The 26,244-nt window shown below is 46.7% G+C and carries 19 protein-coding genes, 1 other RNA gene and 1 pseudogene; 6 read left to right on the forward strand and 15 right to left on the reverse strand.

The window, feature by feature from the left end; genetic code table 11:
• Positions 1–22: 22 nt before the first annotated feature.
• The 10 genes and pseudogenes from FSB75_RS09635 to FSB75_RS09680 all read right to left on the reverse strand — a co-directional run bounded on the left by FSB75_RS09635 (position 23) and on the right by FSB75_RS09680 (position 16,293).
• The gene (locus FSB75_RS09635; RefSeq protein ID WP_227990887.1) at positions 23–2,479 is read right to left on the reverse strand and encodes a glycoside hydrolase family 2 protein; all 2,457 of its coding nucleotides are present in this window, start codon (positions 2,477–2,479) and stop codon (positions 23–25) included.
• Positions 2,480–2,596: 117 nt separating this feature from the next.
• Positions 2,597–3,319, reverse strand: coding sequence for a hypothetical protein (locus FSB75_RS09640; RefSeq protein ID WP_146786249.1), 723 nt, complete (start codon positions 3,317–3,319; stop codon positions 2,597–2,599).
• 12 nt (positions 3,320–3,331) lie between these two features.
• The gene (locus tag FSB75_RS09645; RefSeq protein ID WP_146786253.1) at positions 3,332–4,864 is read right to left on the reverse strand and encodes a RagB/SusD family nutrient uptake outer membrane protein; all 1,533 of its coding nucleotides are present in this window, start codon (positions 4,862–4,864) and stop codon (positions 3,332–3,334) included.
• Between the two features lie 11 nt (positions 4,865–4,875).
• Positions 4,876–7,980, reverse strand: coding sequence for a SusC/RagA family TonB-linked outer membrane protein (locus FSB75_RS09650; protein ID WP_146786257.1), 3,105 nt, complete (start codon positions 7,978–7,980; stop codon positions 4,876–4,878).
• 226 nt (positions 7,981–8,206) lie between these two features.
• Positions 8,207–10,603: a glycoside hydrolase family 3 N-terminal domain-containing protein gene (locus FSB75_RS09655; RefSeq protein ID WP_146786260.1), complete on the reverse strand. Its 2,397-nt coding sequence runs from the start codon at positions 10,601–10,603 to the stop codon at positions 8,207–8,209.
• Between the two features lie 336 nt (positions 10,604–10,939).
• On the reverse strand, positions 10,940–11,203 hold the full coding sequence (locus tag FSB75_RS09660; protein WP_146786263.1) for a hypothetical protein: 264 nt from the start codon (positions 11,201–11,203) through the stop codon (positions 10,940–10,942).
• 116 nt (positions 11,204–11,319) lie between these two features.
• Positions 11,320–13,478, reverse strand: a pseudogene (locus FSB75_RS09665) (cation:proton antiporter).
• Positions 13,479–13,487: 9 nt separating this feature from the next.
• Positions 13,488–14,069 carry a hypothetical protein gene (locus tag FSB75_RS09670; protein WP_146786266.1) on the reverse strand — a complete coding sequence of 194 codons (582 nt, stop codon included), beginning with the start codon at positions 14,067–14,069 and terminating at the stop codon, positions 13,488–13,490.
• A 137-nt stretch (positions 14,070–14,206) separates the two neighbouring features.
• Positions 14,207–15,598 carry a HAMP domain-containing sensor histidine kinase gene (locus FSB75_RS09675; RefSeq protein ID WP_146786269.1) on the reverse strand — a complete coding sequence of 464 codons (1,392 nt, stop codon included), beginning with the start codon at positions 15,596–15,598 and terminating at the stop codon, positions 14,207–14,209.
• Positions 15,599–15,600: 2 nt separating this feature from the next.
• Complete coding sequence (locus FSB75_RS09680; protein ID WP_146786272.1) at positions 15,601–16,293, reverse strand: response regulator transcription factor; 693 nt, start codon at positions 16,291–16,293, stop codon at positions 15,601–15,603.
• Between the two features lie 141 nt (positions 16,294–16,434).
• Between FSB75_RS09680 and FSB75_RS09685 the strand changes: the two genes are divergently transcribed.
• The 3 genes from FSB75_RS09685 to FSB75_RS09695 all read left to right on the forward strand — a co-directional run bounded on the left by FSB75_RS09685 (position 16,435) and on the right by FSB75_RS09695 (position 18,614).
• Positions 16,435–17,256, forward strand: coding sequence for a universal stress protein (locus FSB75_RS09685; RefSeq protein WP_146786275.1), 822 nt, complete (start codon positions 16,435–16,437; stop codon positions 17,254–17,256).
• 158 nt (positions 17,257–17,414) lie between these two features.
• A complete protein-coding gene (locus tag FSB75_RS09690; protein ID WP_146786278.1) occupies positions 17,415–18,128 on the forward strand; it encodes a haloacid dehalogenase type II in 714 nt (237 codons plus the stop codon).
• A gap of 219 nt (positions 18,129–18,347) precedes the next feature.
• Entirely contained in the window at positions 18,348–18,614 is a 267-nt protein-coding gene (locus FSB75_RS09695) for a hypothetical protein (protein ID WP_146786281.1), read from the forward strand.
• A gap of 665 nt (positions 18,615–19,279) precedes the next feature.
• Here FSB75_RS09695 and ssrA read toward each other — a convergent pair.
• The 4 genes from ssrA to FSB75_RS09715 form a co-directional block, all read right to left on the reverse strand.
• Positions 19,280–19,651: a transfer-messenger RNA gene (ssrA, locus tag FSB75_RS09700) on the reverse strand.
• A gap of 172 nt (positions 19,652–19,823) precedes the next feature.
• Positions 19,824–21,176 (reverse strand): RIP metalloprotease RseP, encoded by a 1,353-nt coding sequence (rseP, locus tag FSB75_RS09705; RefSeq protein ID WP_227990890.1) that lies wholly within the window; start codon positions 21,174–21,176, stop codon positions 19,824–19,826.
• 204 nt (positions 21,177–21,380) lie between these two features.
• Complete coding sequence (locus FSB75_RS09710) at positions 21,381–22,550, reverse strand: 1-deoxy-D-xylulose-5-phosphate reductoisomerase (protein ID WP_146786284.1); 1,170 nt, start codon at positions 22,548–22,550, stop codon at positions 21,381–21,383.
• A 106-nt stretch (positions 22,551–22,656) separates the two neighbouring features.
• The gene (locus FSB75_RS09715; RefSeq protein ID WP_146786287.1) at positions 22,657–24,165 is read right to left on the reverse strand and encodes a GH3 auxin-responsive promoter family protein; all 1,509 of its coding nucleotides are present in this window, start codon (positions 24,163–24,165) and stop codon (positions 22,657–22,659) included.
• A 165-nt stretch (positions 24,166–24,330) separates the two neighbouring features.
• Between FSB75_RS09715 and rplU the strand changes: the two genes are divergently transcribed.
• Both rplU and rpmA read left to right on the forward strand, forming a co-directional pair.
• The gene (rplU, locus tag FSB75_RS09720) at positions 24,331–24,630 is read left to right on the forward strand and encodes a 50S ribosomal protein L21 (protein WP_146786290.1); all 300 of its coding nucleotides are present in this window, start codon (positions 24,331–24,333) and stop codon (positions 24,628–24,630) included.
• A gap of 81 nt (positions 24,631–24,711) precedes the next feature.
• Positions 24,712–24,978 (forward strand): 50S ribosomal protein L27, encoded by a 267-nt coding sequence (rpmA, locus tag FSB75_RS09725; protein ID WP_146786293.1) that lies wholly within the window; start codon positions 24,712–24,714, stop codon positions 24,976–24,978.
• 144 nt (positions 24,979–25,122) lie between these two features.
• On the opposite strand, the gene FSB75_RS09730 is transcribed toward rpmA, so the two are convergent.
• Positions 25,123–25,431: a hypothetical protein gene (locus FSB75_RS09730; RefSeq protein WP_146786296.1), complete on the reverse strand. Its 309-nt coding sequence runs from the start codon at positions 25,429–25,431 to the stop codon at positions 25,123–25,125.
• 317 nt (positions 25,432–25,748) lie between these two features.
• Here FSB75_RS09730 and FSB75_RS09735 point away from each other — a divergent pair, with 317 nt between their 5' ends.
• Positions 25,749–26,228, forward strand: a complete 480-nt coding sequence (locus FSB75_RS09735; RefSeq protein WP_146786299.1) for a hypothetical protein — start codon at positions 25,749–25,751, stop codon at positions 26,226–26,228.
• Positions 26,229–26,244: the final 16 nt, after the last annotated feature.

The following is a 26,244-nucleotide window of genomic DNA, read 5'->3' on the forward strand; positions in this document are numbered from 1 at the left end:
AAAGTTCCAAGGCATCACGCTATTATAAATTCACAAAGGCAGTTGGCAGGCCCTCTACTTTGGCACTGGCAACCGATTTGCCGTTTTTTGTTTTTACCCGAATGACGGCTCTACCGTTATACAACTGTACCAGTCTTGAGCCGGACGATGTTCCCAAGTCGTCAATCAACTCACCGTCACCGGTTAAACCAAAGCGAACCCAATTGGCCGCATCGAGACATTGAACATTTTTATCGTCGAGCATTTTCACTCCTATCGTTGCAACGCCATTCTCGTCAGCCATCTTTTCCATCAATAATTTTGCAGGCTTGCTCCATTTTTCAGTTTGATAATGAAATTTGATTTCATCTCTCACCGTTTCTTTTCCTTTTCTGGCAACAACGGAAACGCTGTTCTCTCCTTTGTTGAAGACAACGTTCCATCGCAGGCCAGCAGCAGGAAAATCCGGACTCTTACGCTTTTTGACGCCGTAACTTTTACCGTTTACAAACAATTCCGCTTCGTCGCAATTGGAATAAACTTTCACCATCTTCTCTTCACCTTCAGCCCCCCAGCGCACCGGCCACGAATGACCATATATGTGTGCCATCGGCTTTGTAGCCCAGTAGGATTGAAAAACATAATAGGACTCTTTTTTTGCCAGGTCTCTTTCTACTAATCCTTTTTGGTTCATGTAGGGAACAGGATTGTCGGGACGAATCGGCGTAGAAAAATCGCGGAAGATCCATTGCGCCGCACCCGTGAGCCAGGGCATGGTTTCCTGTTCTTTCAAGTGCCAGTCGAAAAGATTGCAGATGTAAGATTCGCTCCAGTCGCCGTCTTTGGAAACCCTTGCCGCACCGCCGTACAACGATGCATCGCCGGCACGTTCGTCCGCAGTGCCTTGTGCTTTTATTTGTTGCAAGGCTTTATCGGGATTCTCTGAATGCCTTCCGGCATGTGAATCGCCACCCCATTCCATGTGAAGGAAGTGATTTACTTTATTAAATTCTTCTTCGGTTACCTGTTTGTATTCCGTGTAAATGCCGCGGTACCAACCGGCCCAAATGGAAGGTGAATAAACGTCAACAATGTCTTTGCAAAAATCGCAACGGCGGATGGCTGTTTTGCGCGAAGGATCGAGGCCGTGTGAAAGATCGTTCAGTTCTTTCATGAACGAGCGAATGGCTTCTTTATCAAAATCGGGCTGGTCACCGGGCCAGTCGTTTTCATTACCCAAACCCCAGATGATAGCGGCCGGATGATTGTAATGCTGCTCAATCATGTTGGTGAGCATTCGTCTTGCCTGCTCTTTGTAAACGGGCCCGCCCAATCCGCCGCGGCACCACGGGATTTCTTCCCACACCAAAATGCCCAAACTGTCGCAGAGATTTAAGGCAATGCGTGAGTTCTGGTAATGTCCCAGCCGAATAAAGTTCACACCCATTTCTTTCATCAGGATAAACTCCTGCCGAATCATTTCTTCGGTTAGTGCGGCCGCAACGCCGGCGGCGTCTTCGTGTCGTTGCGTGCCGCGAATGAGCAGCCGTTTGCCGTTCAAAAAGAAGGGACCTTTCGTGGCAAATCGGAAATGCCGAAAGCCGATTTTTTCGGCTTGTGTAAAGACGCCGTCTTTTGTCGTCAGGGTTGTTTCAACGGTGTATAAAGTTGGCTTTTCAGTTGACCAAAGTTGGGGAGCCTTGACGTTGAAATTTACGATTTCAACGTCGCTTTTTAAATCACTCAATACCTTTTGCGTTTGCTGAATTGTCTTTCCAAAAGGGTCAAGCAACTTGATGGAAACCGTTGCAGTGGCCGCGTTCAAGGGATTGTAAAATCTTGTTCGAACGCTTAGCTTTCCTTCTTTGCCAAGGCTGTCTACGTCTGCTTGCACAAAGATTTTGTCAAGAGAAACAGAAGGAACGTAAACCAGATTCAGGTAACGATAAATGCCGCTGTAAACATTAAAGTCGGAAAGATTGGAAGGGATCATCTCCAAGTCACGGGAATTGTCCGTGCGAATGGAAAGCGGAATCTTCCCGTTGAATTGTTTTTGCAGCGTGTCGGATTTTTTGAATGCTGCAATCGCATCGGTAATATCCACCGTCCATTCATCATATCCGCCCACGTGCGAACCCACTTTTGTCGTGTAGATGTACACATCTGTTTTTTGTCCAACCCCTTCAAAATGCAAAAGCGTTCGCCCTTTTGCATAAGGATTTTTTACGTTTAACAAGGTTCGGTACCACGCCGGTCCCTGGTAATAATTCACATCCGGATCAACGGCATCTTTCGCATTCACGCAATGGGGCAAGGTTACATTCGTCCACAGCGGCACTTCTTCGGGAGCCCCTTTTTTTACCGGTCGTACGGCTTCCCAAATACCGCCGAGGTCCTGCTTTAAAAACTGCCAGTCATCGGTTAAACGAATTTTTTGCTGCGCAAAAACAGCCGGCGCGAAAACGGAAAAAATAAAAATGAAAACGGCACTGTGCTTCACGATGGTTAAAAGGGTTTGGCGGAAAAAGAAAAGAAAAGAACCGGCTTTTAACCGCCGGCTCTTTACCGATTGCTGCTTTGTGAGACTTTAAAACTTCGTCAAGAACGTTTGCGTTGATTACTGTCCCAACGTTGTTGTGAGAAACCTGTCGATGGCATGAATGGTTCCGTTGGTGGCCTGAATGCTGCTGGTCCTTACGTTGCGGCTTTCGTTCAGCACAATGGGATAATCCGATGTGTTGGACGGAGAAGAATTAAGCACCCTGATGGTCATTTTGGAATCGGGGTTGGCAACGAAAGGATAAGCCGTGTTTCGTGTAATGCCCGCCGGAAGCGTGTTAAGGCTGCCCGCCGGGGCAATTGTTTTCACTTCAACAAGATTTACCGGCGGCAAGGTGTAATGGTTGTACACGCCTTCGATGATCAGGTATTGCAAATACGTTTTCACCAGGTCTTTCGGATAATCGGTCCAAACTTTACCGGTCTTTCCATTTACTAGATAAGCGCCAAAAAAACCAACGTCGGCCAAATTGCTGTTGGTTCTTGTCAGCGCTTCTGTAACGGGAAAAATATACGTCCGGTTTGGCTTCACGTATTCGGCCGTATCAATTCCGCTGTAGATGATGGCGTCGTAAAAGCTTTTCCAAATCTGGTCATTGGCCGTCGTGCCCAAGGCTCTTTGTTTCAGGTAGTCCCACGCAGACATGTACACGTGTGAATCCACCGTGTCGGCCTTGCGGTCGTAATCTTTTTGCAAAGCCAGCTTTTTACAACTTGACAGCGACAACGCTGAAGCAACGAGGACAACGGCAGCGCCGAAAAAAAGTTTATTGAAATTCATAACAATCGCTGATTAATTATAAGAAGGGTTTTGTACCAGTTTTTTGTTGTCTTCCAACAGTGTGCGGTAAAGCGGCCAAAGTATTTTGTTTACGTCGCTGCCAAAGCCGGTTTGCGCTGTGCCCAGTCTTGCCTGGCGCAGTTTCAAAACAGGATCCATCACCTCCATTACTTTTCCGGTTCTTACCAAATCAAACCACCGCTTCCCTTCACCGTACAATTCAAACCTCCGTTCGTTTAAGATTGTGTTTTCCATATTGGCTGCGCTTACCGCAGGATCGTTTGCCGCATAAGCGGTTAAGCCGGCCCGCACACGAATGAAGTTGAGGTACTTCAAGGCATTGGCAAGGTCGCCGGTCTTGTTCAGTGCTTCAGCATACGTTAAGTAAACGTCGCCCAGGCGGTACATCACCAGATAAACATTGAGATCGGTGGGTTGTGTGCCCGCGGGCTGGCTGAACACACCGCTCATGTTAAAATATTTCAGCAGCTTGTCGTTGTGTCCAAGACCATTTAACGTGTCAATAGTTCCCGGCATACGGATGTCGGCTTTTACTTTTTTCCAATCAGCTTGCAAGGTGGAATCAAACCTTGCCTGGTTGTTGGACAAGCCAACGGTAACCGGCAGACAGGCGCAACCGTTAACCGTATTGTCCCAATGAATGCTCCAGATTGACTCTCTTGTTTTCGACGGGTCAAGGAATAAATTTTTCCAGCTTGCGGTGGGCTCAAGATCGGCACCGGATGTACCGCCGAATACTTTTCCGTTTGGTGCTTTTGCTTTGAAAAGGTTTTGAATCCATGCAATGGCTTTGTTGTAATCCGGTTGAATTTTGTTGTCGTGGCTCTTCCACATGTACACGTCCGCAGCAATGGCGCAAATGGCCGCTTCGTTGATGCTCCAAACGGTTGGCGTCTGGTTTTTTTGCATCAGCGAGTATGCCTTTTCAAGATCGGGGATAACGAGGTTTTTTAAGACGCTATCTTTTGCGCTTCGGGGTTTCTCGTCCGGTTGTGAAACATCGGCATACGGTTCCGTCCATACCACCGGATCGCCCCAGATTCTTATAATGTTGAAATAACAAAAAGCCCGCATGGCATAGCATTGCGCCAGTGCGTTGTTTACAACCGTAGGCGTTGCGTTGGCATCGTAAGAAGCGGCTTGCGGAATGTATTTGATGGCCGTGTTGCAGCGGCCAATCGTGCGGTAAAAACCGGTCCAGTTGGCGGATGTATTTCCCGACGTGAGCGCATTTTGCGAAAGCTCTTTGTAAGAGGCGGCGGAATACTGCCCGTTGTCGTCGAAGTTATCAGACCGTAATTCGCCCCATTGAAAATAAAAACCCGTAAAGCCCGTACCCGTTCCGGTCATGTCTTGCTGCAGCGAAGCATACATGCCGGCAAGTGCAGAATTGATGTCTTTCAGCGACTTGAAAAATTCCGTGTTCGGAACGCTGTTCAATGGCTGCTGATCCAGAAACTTCTTACAACCGCTGACTGCGCCAAGGATTAAAACAAAACAGAGACTATAAAATATTTTTTTCATCTTTTTTCTTTTTAGAAATTAACGTTTATGCCTACGCCTACTTCTCTTCTCTTCGGATACCTGCCGTTGTCCTGACCGATGTTCAATCCCGTTGAACTGAACTCGGGATCGTACCAGCTATAATTTGTCCAGGTAAGCAGGTTGTTGCCGTAAACGTAAACGCTTGCGTTTTTCAGGTGCACAGCCTTTGCCCACTTTTGCTCCAAGGTATAATTTAACCGCACGCTACTTAAGCGGATAAACGAGCCGTCTTCAATGTAAAGACTATTGTAACCGCTGGAGATGCTTCCGCGGGTATCCCTGCGGTTGAACAAAGGATATTTGGTCACATCGCCTTGTTGTTTCCACGAGGTGTTTACCGCATCCCAGATGGGTGGGGTATAAGTTGAGCTGGTGTTGTTCTGTGCGTTTCTAACGAGGTTAAAAATCTCGTTGCCCATTTGCCCGTTGAACAAAAAGTTCAGCGAAAAGTTTTTGTAACGAACCGTATTGCTGATGCCAAAGAAATAATCGGGAATACCGTTTCCTACAATCACTTTGTCGGCTTCGTCAATGATGCCGTCGTTGTTCTTGTCAAACCATTCGGTATCGCCGCCCTGCAGCACAATGCCGTTCCGGGTTAGTTGCCTTACAGTGCCGGAGTAAGCTTTTCCGTTCAAATAATAATCTGCTGTTTTCCCGTCGGCTGAAATATTCCGGGCTTCCAATTTTACACCGTCCGTCGTATAAGCATTCGATGCATCGTACGGAAACACGCCGAGGTTTTTCCACATGTACATGTCACCGATGCGGCCTCCTTCCTGAATCAACCAAATATTTCCGGAAATAAATGAAGAGTGGTTTGCCAATTCTTTAATGCGTGGATCCTGAAATGAGATGTTGGCCGAAACGTCCCAACCGAAATCTTTGGTGTTCACCGGTGTTCCCTGCAATACAAACTCCCATCCTTTGTTGGTAATGGAACCAATGTTAACGGGCACGCTGGAAGCCCCGGTTTCTTTTGCCAACTGGTCGGAGTAAAGCAAGTCCTCCGTGATTTTGGTATAATAATCTGCAGAGAAGTTCAACCGGCCGTTCAGGAAACTTAAGTCCAAACCGTAACTGTTGTTGTACGTGGTTTCCCATTGAATGCGTTCGTTGCCCAGCGTCGGATTGATGCCTGCGCCGTTGATGCCGTTGTAATAGTTTCCAAAGGTCATCAAAGTGTTGTGTGCATATTCACTGATGGCATCGTTGCCGGTTTTGCCGGTGCTGAACCGAAGCTTTCCGTCGTACAATACTTTCTTGGCCCAGCCCATGAAATTCTCTTGTGAAAAACGCCATGCGGCAGAACCCGAGAAGAAATTTCCGTACTGGTTTTCGGAACCAAAACGCGAGGAACCGTCGCGGCGGAAAGTTCCCTGCAAGATGTATTTGCTGCCGAAATTGTAGCCAACCCTTGCAAAGAAAGAAGCAAGCGTCCAGGCCTTCGCATCGGTGCGGGTTTTGGTAAGATCAATGTCGCCTGCGTTTGACGTGTTGAAGCTTTCGGTAACGTAAGATTTCATGGCGTACGTATAATAATCCCATCTCCGCTTCTCCATGCTTACGCCGGCCGTGCCCGTAAGCTGGTGCTGACCCAAGCGTTTGCTGTAGTTCAAATAACTCTGCATCTGCCAGCGTGAAACTTTCTCAAACGTGTTGCTGCCCGTAGCATTTCCGGTACCGCCGGAGGTCAGGGAACTTGGCGAGAACTGGTTGTTGTTGTCGTTGTCCAGTTGAATGTTGAACAGCCCCGTGAATTTTAAATCCTTGTAAATCTGGTAGCCCAGCGTCGTGTTGAATTGCGAGGTGTAATTATTATCCAGGTCCACGTTGAAAAGCGCCTGCGCAACCGGGTTCCGTTTTGATTCAACATAGCTTGCATAAGAACCGTCCGGACGGAAAATGCTCGTCCATGGGTTTCTTTCAAACACTTGTTTTACCGTGTTGCCAACAGGAATGACGTTGCCTTTTTCCCATTCAAACGACAAGTTGTGGCTCACGGAAAGTTTGCCGACGTTGTAGCCAAGGTTAATTCTTCCTTGCAGTCTTTTGATCCAGCTATTTAATACAATTGACTGGTCGTCGGTATAGTTTACACCGCCGTAATAGTTTAACCCGCTGCCTCCGCCGCTCACGCTTACAGACGCAACTTGCTTCACGCCGGTTCTGAACAACAGGTCCTGGTAGTCGTTGTCTGCGTTCAGGTACGGGTTGGTAGAATCCGCGTTGTAGCCCGAGTTGTTGTCTCTGTTTGCACGGTAATAGCGCAATTCACTGGCACTTGTTGTACGTAATTTGTGCGCCAGTTTTCCGTACAAGCGATAGGTGTTGATGTTGATGCTTGGTTTGCCTGCCTTGCCTTTTTTTGTGGTGATAAGAATGACGCCGTTAGCGCCTCTTGCTCCGTAAATGGCTGCCGAAGAAGCGTCCTTCAAAATGTCAATGGTTTCAACGTCTTGCGGGTTCACATAATTTCCGTTCTCGCTTATCACGCCGTCAATCACGTAAAGCGGCCCGTTTCCTTCGGCGTTGATGGTGGAGGCGCCACGAATCTGGATGGTGCCCTGGCCAAAAGGATCGCCGTTATCGTTGGTGATCAAAACACCGGCTGCCTGTCCTTGCAAAGCGTCAAAGAGTGTAACCGGTACCCGCTCCTGAATTTGCTTGGAGCCAACTTGCGCTGTAGCGCCGGTAAGGTCTTTTTTCTTTGCCGTACCGCCGTAACCAATAATGACGACGTTTTCAAGATCGGCCGCGTTTTCGGCCAAGGTTGTGTTAACCGTCGTGCGGTTGCCAACCGTTTCCTCTTTGGTGGAGAATCCCACGTTGGAAAAAACAAGTACGGCTTTGGCGTTGGGCACTGAAAGTGAGTATTTACCGTCCGCGTCGGTAAACACAGCCGTGGATGTTCCTTTTAACGTTACCGTAACCCCGCCAATTGGACTTTGTTTGCTGTCCGAAACAAGGCCTGAAACTTTTGTCTGGGCGTGTAAAACAGTAAAAGAAAGGAGTTGCAAAACCGTTGCGAAGAGGAAAAAGCGGAGATAACGAGAGTTACCTGTACGCTTTGCAGCGATGCAGTTTTTTTTCATACAGCAATCATTTTAGATCCAACCGGGTTAATAAAAAGATTTTGAAGCAGTCGTATCCGAAGTGCAAGTAAACCCGATTTCAGAAGGACCGATTTGCTCCGATTGACATTGTAATAAGCTATTTTGACATCGCAAAACGGCAATCTATTATTTACAATGTATAATGAGCTTATTGTTTTGTAACAGACGCTCAATCTTTGTTGAAAGATGCAAGCAACGCCCTGTATTATTTTACGGTGATTGTTTTCTTTAACCGGATGTCAACAGACGAAGCACCAATCCAGATTTGAAATTGTCCCGGCTCTACCGTCCAGTTCATGTTCTTGTCAAGCAGCGCCAAATCATCGGGATAAAGAACAAATTTCACGGTTTTTGTTTCACCGGGATTTAAACCGATTCGCTCAAAACCACGCAGCACCGATTCGTATGTTGTTACGCTGCTCACAACATCTTTCACATAAAGTTGAACAACTTCATCGCCTTTGATTTTGCCGGTGTTGGTTACATCCACCGACACGTTGATGTTGCCTTCCCTGTTGCTTGTTTCCGGCGTAACAACAAGATTACTGTATTGAAAAGTTGTATAACTCAACCCGTAACCGAAAGGATACAACGGACCGTTCACGCTTGTTTTGCCCGCGCCGTTCGGGTCGGGTGTGGTGGATTGTGAAGCCTGCGAGCCGGGCTTGAAGGGAAAATTAAATTCGATCTGTCCCACCGATTTAATCCATGTGTTGGTAAGTCTTCCGCCCGGATTGTAATCACCAAACAAAACTTCGGCAATCGCCTTTCCGCCCTGTGGCCCGGGAAATCCTGCATTAATGATGGCCGGCACATAACGATCTGCCCAGTTAATCGTAAGTGGTTGTCCTGTGATGACCACCAACACAAGAGGTTTACCGGTTGCGTACAAAGCCTCTAACAATTGCTGCTGCCTTCCCGGCAAATCAAGCGATGTTCTTGACAAGCTTTCCCCCACGGTTGTTTCGTCTTCACCCAAAACGGCCACAATCACATCGGCGTTTTTTGCTGCGGTAACAGCCCTTTCAATGCTGTCCTTTTCACCGCTGCTCAACGGCGTTGGGATGATTTCCGTTTCGGGCCAACCTGCGTTTACAACGTTGCAGCCTTTTTCTAAAATAACGTTTGCGTTCTTCCCAAGTTTTTGTTGAATGCCTTCTAATACCGTTGTGAGCGGATTGTTGTTCGGGCCGTAGCGGCTTACGGCATAACTTGCATCGTTTGCAAGTGGGCCTGTTACCAATATAGTTTTTACCGCGTTTCTGTTTAAGGGCAATAAATTGTTTGCATTCTTCAATAACACCACCGACTCGCGGTTCATCTGCAATTCCATTGAATCGTCTTTTGCGGTGTGCACAATTTTATCGGCCAGCTTTGTGTCTTTCACGTAAGGCGAATCAAACAAGCCAAGCATAAATTTTACCCGCAGCACGTCTCTTACTCTTTCATCTACTTTTGCTATTGAAAGCTCGCCTTCTTTTACCAATTCACGCACGGGAACAATGTAAACTTCGGGCATGCGAAAGTTTGTGTACACGTTCAAACCCGCTTCCACGGCTTGCCGTATTGCTTCTTTAAAATCTTCGGCAACGTGGTGCTTTTCCCAGATGTATTCCACCGCACGGCTGTCGGAAACCACGTAACCCCTGAAACCGAATTGTTGCCGCAACAATTCGGTAAGAAAATAATGACTGCCGGTTATGGGTTCTCCGTTCCAATCGTTGTAGCTGCTCATCACGCCAAGCGGATGCGCTTCCTGAATCACTTTTTTGAAAGGATACAAATACAACTGCTGCATTTCACGGGGCGCAACGTGTGGATCGGTTCTGGCGTTGCCGTCGCGACCGCCTTTTGGCACGCTGTATACCGCAAAATGTTTTAATGTTGAAGCCACGCCTTCGCTTTGCACACCAAGGCACATTTGCTTTCCAAGTTCGGCAATCAAAAAAGGATCTTCGCCGTAACACTCCACTACCCTTCCCCAGCGCTGGTCTCTTGCCGGGTCAAGAATAGGCGTGTAAATATTTGTATAGCCCAATGCCTTTGCTTCGCGGCCAACGGTTTCTCCGGCTTGCCTCACCAATGTTTTGTTCCATGTTGCACCAATGGAGATAGGCGCCGGCAAAGGCGTGGCACGGTCGTGTGTAAGGCCGTGAATGCCCTCGTTGGTAAAGTCAACCGGAATGCCCAACCGCGTTTCTTCCACGAACCATTTTTGAATGGTGTTGATGGCTTCAGCATGCTTGCTGAACGGGAAAGAATATTGCGTTTTTAGTTTGTTGCTGCTTAGCTCTTCATCAATATTGGCAATGCCGTCTTTCCAGATTTCGTTCTTCCAATTGGCGGCAGGCATTTCATCTTTCAGCACGCGGCCATAACCGTAAAGCGTTGCCATCTGGCAAGTCTTTTCGTCCAGCGTCATTTGCGAAAGAAGATTTTCTACACGCTTGTCAACTGGTTGCGAAGGGTCTTCAAATACATCCATTGCGCCGTTCTTGTTGAAGTCAATCCAGCCTTTGCGATAAATGGTTTTGGACTGTGAAAAAGCGCTGCTCAAAAAGAAAAGAAAGAAGAAGATTGAAAAGAATGCCTTTGGTTTCATTTACTTGTTTCGTTTGAAAGAGTGATTCAATTTCCGAACATCGGTTTTGAATGCTTTCGGGAAAAGCAACCGGCTGTACGTGATGAAGATAAAAACCTCTGGCTTTCTTGTACTAAAGATTTTCTTTTTTCGATTTAATCAAAACATCTGCGATTATTTTTTTCTGCACAAGTGCAAACAAAAAAGTGCGTTGAATTTTGATGAAGCAAACAAAGGAATGCCGTATCGGATAAAAGCGAGTGTCTTGATAACTCAATCTGCCTTGGTTAATGTGCTTAAAATCTCTTCGGAAGTAAAAATTCAGGAATAGGTTTGTGCTTACTGTACGTACTGCGTTCAGCGAAGGCGTTCGTTTCTTTTGTTTGAAGAAGGAAAGAAATGCTCTTCAACCGCTTGGCCAAGGCCGTTTAAAAGCGTTTTGTTGTCCAGGCTTCCCGTCCATTGCCGGATGCCGCGCACCAGGGTAATTTCGCCGGGCGGTGCGTGCCGCCGGTCTCCATCAAAATGAAGGAGAAAGGCATAATAAATGCCGGCGGCCTCTCTGCGTATGCGAAAGAGAGCCCGGCCGTTGTTGTATTGAATTGTTGCGTCCAAGTCCATAACCAACAGTGTCTGCGAAGCAACTGCAAAATTGACGACAGAGTCCTGGCCGGCCAAGCAAGAAAAGCATTTCTAACAACATTCTAATCTGGTTTCCTTTTCATCAGCGTTAACGCCTATCTGCGCTTGAACAGTTTTCCGAAAATATTTCGGGTCTTGCTTACAGACGCAACCTTGCCGGATAACGTTTCCGCCAACGAACCATCCACGTATTGCACGTCGTTCATTTTAAGTCCGCGTTCCACTTGTTGCGGGTAAAGCATAATGAAACCGTTTGCGGTAAAATAGGTGGACAAATAATAAGGCAACTTTCCCAGCGAAGGCTGATACGAAACATGACCTTTTCGGGAAGAAACAACCACCAGCAAATCATCTTTTTTCACCTCCCTGCTAAAGATGAGAAAGTCGTCCCAATTGCTGAATTCGGAAAAGATCATTTTGCCCTCGGCCTGTTGCGTTCGTTGCAGTTCTCGCAGTTCTTTCAGGCTTTGCTCAGTCCCAAAAAAAGACAAAGCCAAACCGGCTTCTTTGGCAATGGTTGCCAGCTTGCCAAACCAATGCCCGAAACCCGGCTCCAGTTCGGCATTTGGCGTTACGGCCACCACCATTCGCTTTAAGGTATTAAACGGCTGTACCGATTTGTATATAAAAACCGTTTCGGAAGTATGCTTCAGGATGCGTTCGGCAGTGGCGCCTAAAAAATTGTTTTGATTGGCTTTGCGATGAAGGCCGATAATCAAATCCGTGATGTTTTGTTCTTTCAGGGTATAGATAATGCCGTTGCTGATGTTGGCATCAAAACGCAACAAAGGAATGATGCTTTGCTCGCGGGCAGCAGCGTGATGAACCGCTTTGTTCATCATCTTTTCGGCCGTTGCTTTTGTTTTACTTTCCTCGCTTTCATCGCTCACCACATTTAAGGCGTACACCGGAACGGAACTTTGCTTTGGCTTCAGCATCAAGCCAAAATCAATCAGCTCGGTAACCGTTTCCGGATAGGCTAAGGAGATGAGTAATTTTTCCGTTTGCTCTGCGCTTCCGGCCACGTTTTCTTCCTGCAAGGCAAATTGCTGCGATGCTTTTTCAACGACGAACGAACTAACCGTGCAGGTAATTAAGATCATGATGATGACGCCGTTCAACACGTCCTCGTTTAGCAGGCGAATGGGTTCGCCGGCAGCCGTTTCGCCAATGATCACATTATAGCCAACCAACACAATGGCCAAGGTAGCGCCGACTCTTGCGGTGCTAAGGCCAAAGATCATGCGCCGCTCCAAAGCCGAAAGCCGGAAGGTTTTTTGCGTGGCAAAAGCCGCAATGAATTTTGTGAGAAAGCCCAGCACCGTCATCGTTGCCGCCACTTTCAATGCACCAAACCCTTTGAACAACACACTGAAATCAATCAACATGCCGACGCTGATGAGAAAAAAAGGAATGAAGAAAGCATTGCCGACGAATTCAATCCGGTTCATCAGCGCCGATGAATGCGGGATGAAACGATTGAGCACAAGACCGGCAAGGAAGGCGCCGACGATGTGTTCCAGTCCTGCTGCTTCGGCAAGAAAAGCGCCCAGGAACACCATTGCCAAAACAAAAATGTATTGCGCCACCGGCTCTTCAAAGGTTTTAAAAAACCAACGGGCAACAAGCGGGAAAACAAAAATAAAATGCAGCCAAAGGCTGCTGAGGAAAGTGCCAGTTTCGTCCATAACGCAGGGCCGATGTTTCCGCTTGCACTGCCAACGACGGCAGCCAATACAAGCAAGGCGAGGATATCGGTTAAGATGGTGCCGCCGATGGTTAACGTAACAGCGCGAAGCCTTGTAATGCCGTATTTACTGACAATGGGATAGGCAAGCAAAGTATGCGTTGCAAACATGCTGGCGAGCAGAAACGACGAAGGCCAATCGAACTGCAACAGGTAATGAACGGCATAGCTGCCGAGCAACATGGGAATAAAAAAAGTATAAAGGCCAAACACCAAACTGCGCACACGGTTCTTGCGAAACTCCTGCAGGTCAATTTCAAGACCGGCGGTGAACATAATGTACAAAAGCCCTACCGTGCCGAAAAGAACAATGCTGCTGTCGCGCAGCAAAAGGTTGAAGCCATAGGGACCAATGATAGCGCCGGCAAGTATCAGCCCGATGATGTGCGGCACTTTTATTTTGTTGAACAAAATGGGCGCAAACAAAATGATGAAAAGCACCAGCGAGAAAACCACTACCGGGTTGCTCAGCGGAAGCGAAAAATTCAGGTCGCTCAGTAAGTACATAACCTTTCTTTAATCGGTTTGCTTTTCCAGTTGCAAGGCATACACAATCTTGCAATCGTTGCTTCGCACAATTTCACGTTTGCCTTCGAGATGCGTGTCATCCTTCAGTTGCAACCGCACAACCATCTGAGCACCCGATGGTGGCACGGCACCCGCAATGTCTTCGGCCAGTTCCAACGCATTGCCGTTTGAATAACCTTTGTAAACACGCACCAATTGCCCGTTGGCCGTAACGCGTACGTTCAATGTTTTGCCACCGTAAACAAGCTGCCACTGTTCGGTCTTGGTATCGCCAACGGCCGAACCGGCGCAAGTTGTTTCGGTGCAGGTCATGGTTGCGTTCCAGTTTCCGGCAAGCACGGGATTTACAAGATGCGTGGTATCGTTAACAGCGGCTGCACTGTCCAGAAGGTGTTGCCGCTTGTTCAACTCTTCTTCTTTCAGCGCAAGCGATTGTTCCTTGCGCTGAAGTTCTGCCGCTTTTTCGTTTAGCCTCGCTTCTTCCTTTTGCAGTTTCTCTTCTTTTTCGCGAACGTCGCAACCGAAACAGCAGAAGAAAAACAGCAACAAGCAAACAAAGATTCTTTTCATGAAGAACAATTTTTCGGTGTGCATTGAGATAACGCAGCCAACAAAATTACCCCAACAAAACTGCGGGACGCACAGAAGAAAAAATCTAATGCAGTTTTAATGCAAACATTGAAACAACAAAAAGGAGAAACATTTTTCTAAAGGCGCTGAAGTGTTTTGGCCAAAGGCAACTGCACAGTTACAACGGTGCCCTTCTCCTGATCGGATTCGATTTCAATAGCGCCTTTGTGGATTTTGATGATGCGCTGTGCCAGCGGCAAACCCAATCCAAACCCGCCGGCAAAACGGTTGTCTTCGATACGGTAAAAGGGTTGAAAAATTTTTTCCCTTTCCGCATCCGCAATGCCCGGGCCGTTGTCTTTTACGTACACGAAACAGTTCGCTTCCGAAACACGCAGCGTAACCACGGCCCGGTGATCGTCGGAATATTTGCAGGCATTGACAACGATGTTTTTTAATGCCGTCATCAGCAATTCTTCGTTGCCGAAAACGAGCAGAGATTCCTCGTTCTCCGGTGGTGCATCGAATTCAAGCAACACGGAATAAGCCGTGTTGGTTTTGGAAACGGCGGCCGGCAAATTCATCAGCACTTCGTCAATGCGAACAAGGTCTATCTCCAGGCCGCCGGCATTGCCCGAAGCTTTGGCAAACTCCAGCAAGGTCTGTGTCAATTTGTTCAGGTGTTGCACGTCCTGGTAAGTGGACTGCATTACGCTGCGATACTCTTCTGCCGCACGTTCCCTTTGCAAGGCAACTTCCAACTGGCTCGAGATAGCGGTTAACGGCGTGGACAATTCGTGCGAGGCGTTTGCAATAAATCGTCGCTGCATTTCAAAACTATCCTGCAAGCGGTTGAGCAACTCGTTTAACGTAACGGACAACTGGTGCCACTCGTCTTTTGTATTGCCCGCTTTTATACGACGTGCAAGGTTTTGCGCAGAGATCTCGGCCACGTCTTCGGATATTTTTTTTATCGGCAACAGAAGGCCATTTGAAAAAAAATAGCCGCTGATCAAAACCAAGATATTGCCCACCAGAAAGCTGACGATGAGGATGCGCAACAAACTATCTAAATTGTTTCTTCCTTCCACGTCTTCGCCCGCCACAGCCATCACCATGCTTGTTTGATTGTCTGCGTAGGAATAGGCAACGGCCTCCTTTTCACCCGACTCAAAAAAGGCACTGCCGTTTGTTCGTGCCTCATCCAATTGCACATCGCTAATGGTCAAGGTATCATTGGGCGCGTCGCTGTAACGGTAAATGCGGCGGTTTTCGTTATCGTAAGCCTGCACCACTTTGTTGGTGATGGCAAGCGTGGTGGACGAGTCAATTCGCTGCATCAGGTTGCGGTCAAATATTTCGTGCTGGCTTAACAAGCGGGCTGTTGTGATGGCACGATTGATTAAACGGGTTTTGATGGCGCTTATGCGGGCCTTGTAAGAGAAGTAATAAATTCCTGAACAGACCAACAAGAGAATGACAAACACAAGACCGGAAAAAATCAGCGTTATACGCAGGCGAACGGGCATGGCTACTGGTTGTCTTTTAAAATATAACCCATTCCCACCTGCGTGTGAATCAGCTTTGGTTCAAATTTTTTGTCCACCTTGTTGCGCAGGTAATTAATGTACACGTCAATCACGTTGGTGTTGGTATCAAAATCAATGTCCCACACGTTCACGGCAATATCGCTTCTCGAAACCACGCGGTTTTTGTTGCGCAGAAGATATTCCAGCAATTGAAATTCTTTTGCCGTTAAGTGAATGGATGCATCGTTGCGCTTTACTTCTTTGCTGTCCAGATTCACTTCAAGATCGGCAGCCTTTAAGATGCTGCCGGTGGGAATGGTTTGTTGCATTGTTCGCCGAAGCAGCACGCGAATCTTCATCAGCAGCTCCCTGAATTCAAACGGCTTGATGATGTAATCATCGGCGCCGGCATCGTAACCTTCAATCTTGTCGCTTAACGAACTTAAAGCTGTGAGCATGATGACGGGAACCTGCACATTTTTTGCCCGAATGTTTTTACACAGTTCGTAACCGTTGATGCCAGGAAGATTAATGTCGAGCACAACCAAATTAAACGGGTGTATTTGAAACAGCTTCCAGCCAATGGTTCCGTCGTAAGCCGTTTCCACCCCAAAGCCTGCTTCCGTTAAGCCCATTGTTAACGCATCGGCAATTTTCTTTTCGTCTTCTACCAGTAATATTTTACGTTCTTCCATGTTTATAGCCTTGGGCAAGTTAGCAAACTTCACTGCTTTCCATCCAATCACCAGCAGACCGCATCATTTCTAATTTAATTCTAATGCACGCTTAATTAAGCCTTAATGCGCGGAACGTAGGTTCGCAGTACAAGCAAAAACATGCACGAACGATTTCAAAACATATTGATTCCTGTTGATTTTTCGCTGAACACCGAAGTAGCGGTTTGCAAGGCCGTAGAATTGATTGAAAAAGAGGAATCGTCTATCTGCCTCTTGCACGCAATGCCGCATTTTCTTTTCCGAAACAACCGGAAATATTTTACAGAAGCGGAGCGAAAATTGGCGCAATGGAAAGAGAGCATTGAAGACGGTTTGCCGAACGTGCACGTTTCGTACCGGATACCAAAAGGACCGGCTCAAAAAAGAATCATTGAAGCAGCAAGAGAGCTAAGGCCCGATTTAATTGTCATCGGCAAAAGCATGCCTCATGCACGGTGGCCGTTTTTTAAAACACTGATGCCGGCAGCGGTAGCCGAAACTACAAACATACCGGTGTTAACGGCGAAGCCGGGAGCGCTGCACAACAAACTTAAATCCGTAGTGGTGCCTGTAACAGAGCGCATTCCCGAAAACAAGCTAAAAACGCTTGAAAGCCTTTGCGCAAGAGGCAATGTAAAAATTCATCTGGTAACCTTTGTTGACGATAAAAACGTACCCGCCGAATTTTCCGCTTCTACCCTGCTGCAAGTGTATCAATGGCTGAAGACAAGGCTGCATTGCCCCGTGGAGTATTCGGTCATTCACGGCGCCAACAAAGCCAAAGCACTTTTGAATTATGCGCAAAAAAACGGCGCCGATCTTTTACTTGTGAATGCAAAAACGGAAACGAGGCTTCAGTGCCCGAACGTGTACGTTTCCGATGTGATTTCGCCCACGTCCAAAGTACAGGTGTTATCGGTACAACGCAACGCCAATTCATAACTGTAAAACGAGAAGGGAAGAGCCAAAACCGCATCGCAATTCTGAACAGGTAAACATGGTTAGCAATAGGTGTTTTCATGCGTTGATGATTCCCCTGCCATCCGGCAGGGGTTTTCTTTGGCTTTGTCCTTTCTACCTTTACAAAACAAACGAACGATATGTCAACCAGTCTTGCATCGTTGAACGGTACGTCTTTGCCACTGCCCAAGGTTGTTCTTTTTGATGTTTACGAAACACTGCTGGACATGCAATACATCAAACAGAAAATAAACAGCCTCCTGAGCAACAAATGGGCCTACCGGTATTGGTTTGAACTCCTCATGCAATATTGCCTGGTTGAAAATTCCATTGGTACTTTTCATCCGTTTGCAGCCATTGCCAAGGAAACCCTGAAAAAGACAGCCTTGCCGTTCGGCCACAGGCTATACGATGAAGAGATAGAAGAACTGCTTGGCTTGTTCGATCATTTGCCGGTGAACGAAGGCGTCACGGAATGCCTCTCCCTGCTTGCCGATCACAATTGCCGGATTGCTGCGTTAACCAACACATCGGAACAAATCATTTGCGACCGCATGGAACGCACAGGATTGATCTCGTACTTCGAAGCCGTGTTCAGCGCAGAAGAGGTAAAAAAATACAAACCGGCCACAGAGGTCTACACCTGGACTCTGCGGCAACTCAACGTGCAGCCCGAAGAAGTGTTATACGTATCTACACAGGACTGGGACGTTGCCGGCGCTGCCAGTGCGGGTATGATGACCGCATACATAGAACCGGAGAACTCATTGTTTTATTCGCTGGCTACACCGCCCAATATCCGCGTACAGCACTTTGAGGCCTTTGTAAACCTGTTTGCCAAAGCTGATGTTTGAATAAAGCTTACCGTTAGCCAGGTAAGCTTTTCTTTAAAATAAAAAACCGCTGCTTAACACAGCGGTAAAAACTAACTCCTTTATTCGTACTCACAAAAGTCCTTCAAAGCTATTGTGGCCAGGCCACAAAGCGGCATTAGAATTTAATTAGACTTTGAGGCGTAGCGCAGGCAAGCTTTTTAAAGTTGCGTAAACCCGTAAAGAAACAACAGCTACCGTGTGCTCGACGAACTTTGGCGAAAGCAGATAAAGGTTCTTTTGAAAAGTTTGAGCGGGTTCGGGTTAGTTTCGTTTTTCCGCGTCTGTAAGCGCAAAGAAACAGCGGACGACAAAGAGGCCGCAAAATGTAAAAATGGCAATGAAGCCGTCAGCGACTTCTTCGTGTTCGGTTGTAAATTCCCTGGCGATTGTGTAGGCGATGAAGAAGAAATAAGCGGCGACGCCAAAAAAGAAATAACGCATGTATCTAATATACAAAAAAATTAAATCCTTCTGCCGGCAGATTCTACCGGCAACAGTTTCTAACAGGCATAGATCTCTTTGGAAAGAATTTATCGCCTACGTCAAATTTTCCAGATCGGAAGTTTTTTGGGAATGCTGATATTGTCGCCCGTGCATGATAAACTGCCGTGATAATATTTTTTTAAGACAATCATTCAACACGTAAGCTGCCGCATTTTTAAGAAGCATGAACAATTAATTGCTGCCCTTCGAATAGCGCATTGTTAGTAAGAGTGAAACCCTATACTAGACCCTGAAACAGGGAACTTCCTCTCCGTCAGTTTACCCGCTAATATTCAATACTGGACATAGATCCAGTAACTCGTAAAGCAATGAGTTTGTGCTTTCAATCTTTAGGGCTAAAGATGCCCATTTACGCAGAAAGGAGAAGGCACATAGACGCAATTAAAAAATTGAAAAGAGAATTAGAGCCAAAAAATTTACCAAATTGGATTTTCAGAAGCCAGCGAAGGCCGGTATTCATTTGCTGCAAGACCTCCCAACATTTTACCAGAAAAGTTTATAATTTTTGAAAGCAAAAGTTGAACTCTCAAGATTAACGAAGCCGGTCTGCTGATAGCCGCCACAGACAAGGGTTTCAGCGGAAAGAAAACGGGACAACTCTTTCAAAATTTAGAGTTGTCCCGTTTTGGTGGAGCCGACGGGAGTCGAACCCGTGTCCAAACATGACGTTCAAAAGCTTTCTACATGCTTATTTCCTGATTGCTTGTCGGAAGATAACCGGACAGAAACAAACCAATCATCTTCTTAGCTGGATGGTCTTAAGCAACCGTCACAGCCTTCGGTTGCCGCATCCACTGTTTGTTTTAAGTCGGCGGCGGCGCTTGGAAAGTGGCGAACCTGCGCGGCGGCCCTAATGACTAACTAATCACTGATTAGGCAGCCATGGCATACTGAGTATTGCCAGTTGTGTTTTGAATATTCAGATTTACGGGCTAATTATCCAACGCCCGGCATGCTTATACTTTCAAAGATCAATGCTGTCAAAACCAAACGGCCCCAAATAAAGATGAAGGATGATAGATGACCGCGTTCTCTATCACCATCTAATTGATAAGAACCTACAAATCTACAAAAACTTGGCCGGGCAAATTGCCAGTAAGCTCTTAATAATGGATAAGAAATGAAATTGTTAACAACCGCCATCCGTCATCTTTCAACCATCATTTTTCCTCAACGGAACATGCGCCAGATGTCCAAACCAAAAGCATAAAGCATTAGGCCAAGCAAAAGCGCCATGCCCGCCATTTGCGCATACTCCATAAACTTGTCACTTGGCTTGCGGCCGGTAATGATTTCGTAAAGCGTAAACAAAGCATGGCCGCCGTCCAAAGCCGGAATGGGCAAAATATTCATAAACGCAAGAATGATGGAGAACAAAGCCGTCATCGTCCAGAAGCGCTGCCAGTCCCAACTGCCGCCAAAAGTTTTGGCGATGGACGGAATGCTGCCAAGATTGTCCTTCACTTTGTGCTCCTTCGACGTGAACAAAAGTTTTATGCCGGTGATGTAATCGCTCAAACGATCCACACCGTATTTCACACCGGCGGGAATGGCTTCAAAAAAACCGTAGTTCTTTTTTTCGGTGGTCAGCAGTTCGTCAAAGTCTTTTAGAACAACATTGGTACGTGTTACATCATCGGTTTTTACAACAGCCGTTGCGGTGTCTTTTCCGTTGCGCAACAAAGACAACGTTATGTTCTGGTTAGGGAGCAGCTTCTTTGCGTCAAGGTATTCGTCAATGTAATGAAAACGGCTGCCGTTCACGCCAACGATTTCATCGCCCGGCATCATTTTTCCCGACACGTATTTCACATCGGCATCCGACTTTACAATCGCCGGATAGCGCGGCGCAATCAAGGTTTGCTTCTGGTCTTTGGTGAGGTTTGACAAAAAACCGGGCGGCAGCGTCACAGCCGTATCACCGCCGTTGCGCTTTATATCCAGCGTAGCCCTTTCGTTGAAGAAAATGCCCTTTCTTACTTCGTCCAGATAGGCAACAGGCTTCCCGTTAATACCGGTAATCACATCGCCGTTTTGAAGGCCGGCGCTTTGTGCCAGTGAATCAACCCACAAGCCGTATTTTATGTTTTGAACGGGCAGGCGTTCTTCGCCCCACACAAACAAGATGGCTGCAAAAATGACGAGCGCCAAAATAAAATTCACCGTTACGCCGCCCAGCATAATAATCAATCGTTGCCAGGCCGGCTTTGCCCGGAACTCGTAAGGCTGCGCAGGGGCTTTCAGTTGCTCTTTGTCCATGCTCTCGTCAATCATGCCCGCAATTTTTACGTAGCCGCCAAGCGGTATCCAACCGAGGCCGTATTCGGTTTCGCCTTTTTTTGTTTTCCAAAGCGAGAACCAGGGATTGAAGAAGAGATAGAATTTATCAACCCGGCACCCAAACCATTTGGCCGGCAGAAAGTGCCCCATCTCGTGCAACACAACCAGTATGGAAAAAGCCAGAATAAACTGACCGATGTTGGCAAATAAAGCAGACCAGTCAACCGCAAGTAGAATCATCATTCGTTTTTCGTTTTCCGCTCACGCAGGTGCAACGGAATTTTGTTGAGTAAAGTTCTGAACGATGAAGTGAGTGACACAACCGGCGATGATAGTAGTCGTGCAGTCGGTCACATAAAAATTCAACGTTCAAATTTTGAAGGCTGCAAGATAACAACAGGAATGTATAAACCTAAGGTTACACACCGGCGGACGGCGACCGGCTGTCTAAAGTTTTATTAAATCGGCGGCGTAGTTGCGGGCCTCGGCGTCGCTGTCAAGGTAATCTTGCAACGAAGGTCGTGAAAGAAAGCTCACCTTTTGCATGGTTTCTTCAATCACGTCGGTCATTTCCAGGAACCCGATGCGGTTGCGCAAAAAAGCGTAAACCGCGATTTCGTTTGCGGCATTCATCACGCAGGGCAGGTTGCCGCCTTTGTGCAGGGCTTCAATGGCCAGGGCAAGATTGCGAAAGGTTTTTACATCAGGCTCTTCGAAAGTGAGTGTGCGGATTTTTTTAAAGTCCATTCGCGGAAAATCATTTTTAATGCGTTTGGGAAAAGCCAATGCGTATTGAATGGGCAGCTTCATGTCGGGAAGACCCATTTGCCCTTTTACGCTGCCGTCTTCAAACTGCACCATCGAGTGAATGATGCTTTGCGGATGCACCAACACTTCAATCTGCTCGGCTTTTAAATTGAACAGCCATTTCGCTTCAATCATTTCGAGGCCTTTGTTCATGAGCGTGGCCGAGTCAATGCTGATTTTTGCACCCATGCTCCAGTTGGGATGCTGCAGGGCGTGGTCGCGTTTTACATTGACAAGGTAATTAGGCTTGCGGCCAAGAAAGGGACCGCCGCTTGCCGTAAGAATGATTTTTTCAACCGGGTTGCGCACTTCACCCACAAGGCATTGAAAAATGGCGGAATGCTCCGAGTCAACGGGAATGATGGGCACTCGTTTTTCGTAAGCCGTTTGCATGATGATGTCACCGGCAACAACGAGTGTTTCTTTGTTGGCAAGCGCAACGGCTTTCCCGGCTTTGATGGCGTTGAGCGTGGGTTTTAAACCGGCGTAACCCACAATGGCTGCCAGCATTAAATCGTAAACGTCCATCGAGGCCACTTCTTCCAGGGCTCTTTCACCGGCAAATACTTTCGTATCGGTACTGGCCAAAAGGTCTTTTACTTTCTTGTATTTCTCCTCGTTGCTGACAACAACAATATTGGGTTTGAATTTAAGCGCTTGCTGAATGAGCAAGTCAACGTTGTTGCTGCACGTGAGCACTTCCACGGAAAACTTGTCGGGATTTGCTTCAATGACTTCCAAAGCCTGTACGCCGATAGAACCGGTAGAGCCGAAGAGTGCAATTCTTTTTATCGTCGTTGTTGTATTCATGGTGGATGCGAAGAAGAGAAAAGTCAAAAGTAAAAAGTAAAAACGTTGCCTTGTTTCGAACGTGCTTTTGAATTTTGATTTTTGACTTTTAGTTTTTGGCTTGCGGTTAAACAGATGAAGATTGTTTTGTCCATTTGTACAATTCGTTTGCAAGTTTGCGGTCGTTGCTCAGGCGCGGCACTTTGTTTTGCCCGCCCAGCTTTCCAATGGATTTCATGTACTCCACAAAACCGTTTTTTTGCACCGTTTTGATTTTTAGCGGCTGCAAAATATTTCCGCGAATCAGGTCATCATAATAAATATTTTTCTGCCGCAGGTTGTTGTCCACTTTCAATGCAAAGGCTTCAACATTGGCGGGTTCCTGTTCAAACTCCACCAGCCATTCGTGGTAACTTTTTCCTTCGCCTTGCTGAATCAGCGGCGCCACGGTAAACTCGGTGATGCGCAAACCTTCTTCTGCCGCCGCTTTTAGCAAACTCCATTCCACTTCCTCCGCAATTACGTGTTCGCCAAAGGCCGAAATGAAATGTTTGATGCGTCCCGTAACCGCGATGCGGTATGGATTGGTGCTCACAAATTTTACCGTGTCGCCAATGTTGTAACCCCAAAGACCGGCGTTGCTGTTTACAATGAGCGCATAGTTCTCTCCCACTTTTACATCGTGCAGGGAAAGTCGTGTTGGATTGTCGTTGAAAACTTCTGCTGCCGGAACAAATTCAAAAAAGATCCCGCTGGCCGTATTTAATAAAAGTCCTTCTGCGTTCTGCGAATCCTGAAAGGCAAAAAAACCTTCCGATGCCGGAAAGGTTTCGATGGTGGCTACGTTTCTGCCAATGCTTTGAAGCAGTTTTGCTTTGTAGGGTTCAAAGGCCACACCGCCGTGTACCAGCACCGAAAAATTTGGGAACAAGTCGCCAACTTTCTTTCCGCTCTTTTCCTGCAGACGATCGAAATACATTTGAACCCAGGGCGGAATGCCGCTGATGAGCGTCATGTCCTGCTTGATGGTTTCGCCAACGATAGCGTCCAACTTAGTTTCCCAATCTTCAAGGCAATTGGTTTCATACGAAGGCAGTTGGTTACGCCGCAGGTAAGCCGGAATGTGATGGTTCACAATGCCGCTTAAACGGCCGGTTGGAATGCCGGCAATACGCTCTAGTTCCGGTGAGCCCGATAAGAAGATCATCTTGCCGTCGGCAAAAGCCGTGTTGCCGGTTTCGGCCATATAAGTTAACAAAGCATTGCGGGCCGTGTTGATGTGATTAGAAATGGAATCCTTTGTGATGGGAATGTATTTAACGCCGCTAGTAGTGCCGGATGTTTTGGCCAGGTAAATGGGCTTCCCTTTCCAGAGAACGTTGTGCTTGCCGTCTTTTATTTTTTCGATGTATGGCTTAAAGCCTTCGTAATCGCGTACCGGCACCGCTTGCTTAAAGCCATCGTAGTTGGCCACTTCACTCAACTTGTGATCGGCACCAAACTGCGTGGCTTTGCCTGCCTTGAGCAAGTCTTTTAAAATGCCGTCCTGGTCCTGCAAGGCCGTAAGGCTGCTGCGGCGAATTTGTTTGTGTACGTAAGAAGCAAAAGGCTTGGCTAAAAATGATTTTAACTTCATGGCAAGCGAGAAAGCGCACAAACCTACGCCAATTGCCGAAACAATTTTTAGCGCAGAAGCAAAAGTTAAACGTTAAAAATTGCATCACTGCAAGCTTTTTCTTCTCCTCGCTTTTAACATTTGACTTCTTTCCCTTACCTTCGCCCACCTAATTTTTGAACCGTTATGTTCGCAATTGTAAAAATAGCCGGCAAGCAATTTAAGGTTGAAAAAGACCAGACTTTGTACGTTCCTAAAATGAGCGGCGACGCCGGCTCCAAAGTAGAATTTTTTGATGTGGTGATGGCCGACAACAACGGCAACCTGACTTTTAGCAACAGCGGCGTTAAAATCTCTGCCGAGATTTTGAGCCACGTGCAAGGCGACAAAGTGATTGCCTACAAGCAAAAACGCCGCAAAGGTTTTCGCAAGAAAAAAGGCCACCGCACACAGTACACCAAAATCAGAATTAACGACATCGCGTAAACACAATTTCTAATTTCTGATTCGACAGCGGTCAGTAAAAATTTAGAAATCAGAAATTTTAAATTTTAAATCTCTTAAATCATGGCACATAAAAAAGGCGAAGGTTCGGTAAAGAACGGACGCGACTCGAACAGCAAACGTTTGGGTGTAAAAATTTTTGGCGGTCAACCCGCAACTGCCGGCAACATCATCATCCGTCAGCGCGGCACGCAATATCACCCCGGTAAAAACGTAAGCGTTGGTAAAGACTTTACGTTGTTTGCCATTGCTGACGGCGTGGTTGAATTTCGCAAAGGAAGACAAGACAGAACTTTTGTTTCTGTGAACCCTATTGAAGCAGGCGCTTAATTCAATCTCGCTTCAAACGTATTCCACATCGTTATTCACAACCGCTGTTCCTGCAGCGGTTGTGTTGTTTGTTTGGTATGATGGTTGATTAAAAAACTTTGACAGTTAAATTTTTGTTTTTAGTTTTACTGTCGTTATTTTTTACTAACCATTAAATTCAAACAACATGGCAACAGCAAAAAAAGCTGCCGGCAAAAGCTCTTCGAAAGGAGCCGCTAAATCAAGCTCAAAAGGCGCTGCAAAAAAAGCATCGTCAAAAGGAGCCGCTAAAAAAGCTTCTGCAAAAGGTGGCATGATGAAGAAAGCTTCTGCAAAAGGAGCCGCTAAGAAAGCATCTTCAAAAGGCGCGGCAAAGAAAGCTTCTTCTAAGAGTAGCGCAAAAGCTTCTTCGAAAGGCGCTTCCAAGAAAAGTGCTTCATCGAAAGGCGGCGCTTCCAGAAAAGGTTCTTCCAAATAAGAACGCAAGTATTTTACTTTATACAAGTCCCGGTTCTCCGGGACTTTTTCTTTTGCTCCTGTTTGTTTTCTACACAATAATCACTGCCGCTTCACACCTTCCTTGACTTTGTATCGGAGCAATCAACACGCAAGCATTTAAAGATATTGGGCAAGAAAACTTACGTTTCCAAAATGGCAATAGAAATTCTGTTGAATGGAATGCCTTCTCTTCTTATCACAATCCTGTCCACCTGCAATGCTTGCTTTCCCGTGCGGTTACGTTTATTGAAGCAGAATTGATTAATAAGTATCTCTTCACCTAAAAAAGTAAAATGAAAACCTTACTAAACACCGCCGTTTTCTTCAGTGCATTCTTTCTGCTTTTTTCTGCCAGCAGTTGCAGCAAACAAAACAGCGATACAACACCGCCGCAAACAACGCCTACACAAAACGCAACAACCGCTTTTTCACTTAGCGGAAAATGGATCGTAAGCGCTTATGCGCAAAAAACGGAAGACAAGACCGCCAGCTTTTCGGGTTATGTTTTTACATTTTCGACAACGGGTATCAACAGCGGCATTGTGGTGGCTGAGAAAGACAATAATTCCGTTAGCGGAACCTGGAGCCATCAGCCAGCGGTTACGTATTACGGCAGCAGTTCTACCGAATCAGTAACGCTCAACTTCGGCAGTTCATCCGCATTGTTAAAGCTGAATAAAATCTGGAACGTTACAGCGTCAACTAACAGCCGCCTTGCACTCGCAAACCCTGAAGTTGCCGAAGGTGAAAACCTGGTGTTTAGTACACAATGAAAAACGTTTGCAGATG

Origin of the sequence: Flavisolibacter ginsenosidimutans (assembly GCF_007970805.1) — a bacterium.
Classification (GTDB): domain Bacteria; phylum Bacteroidota; class Bacteroidia; order Chitinophagales; family Chitinophagaceae; genus Flavisolibacter; species Flavisolibacter ginsenosidimutans.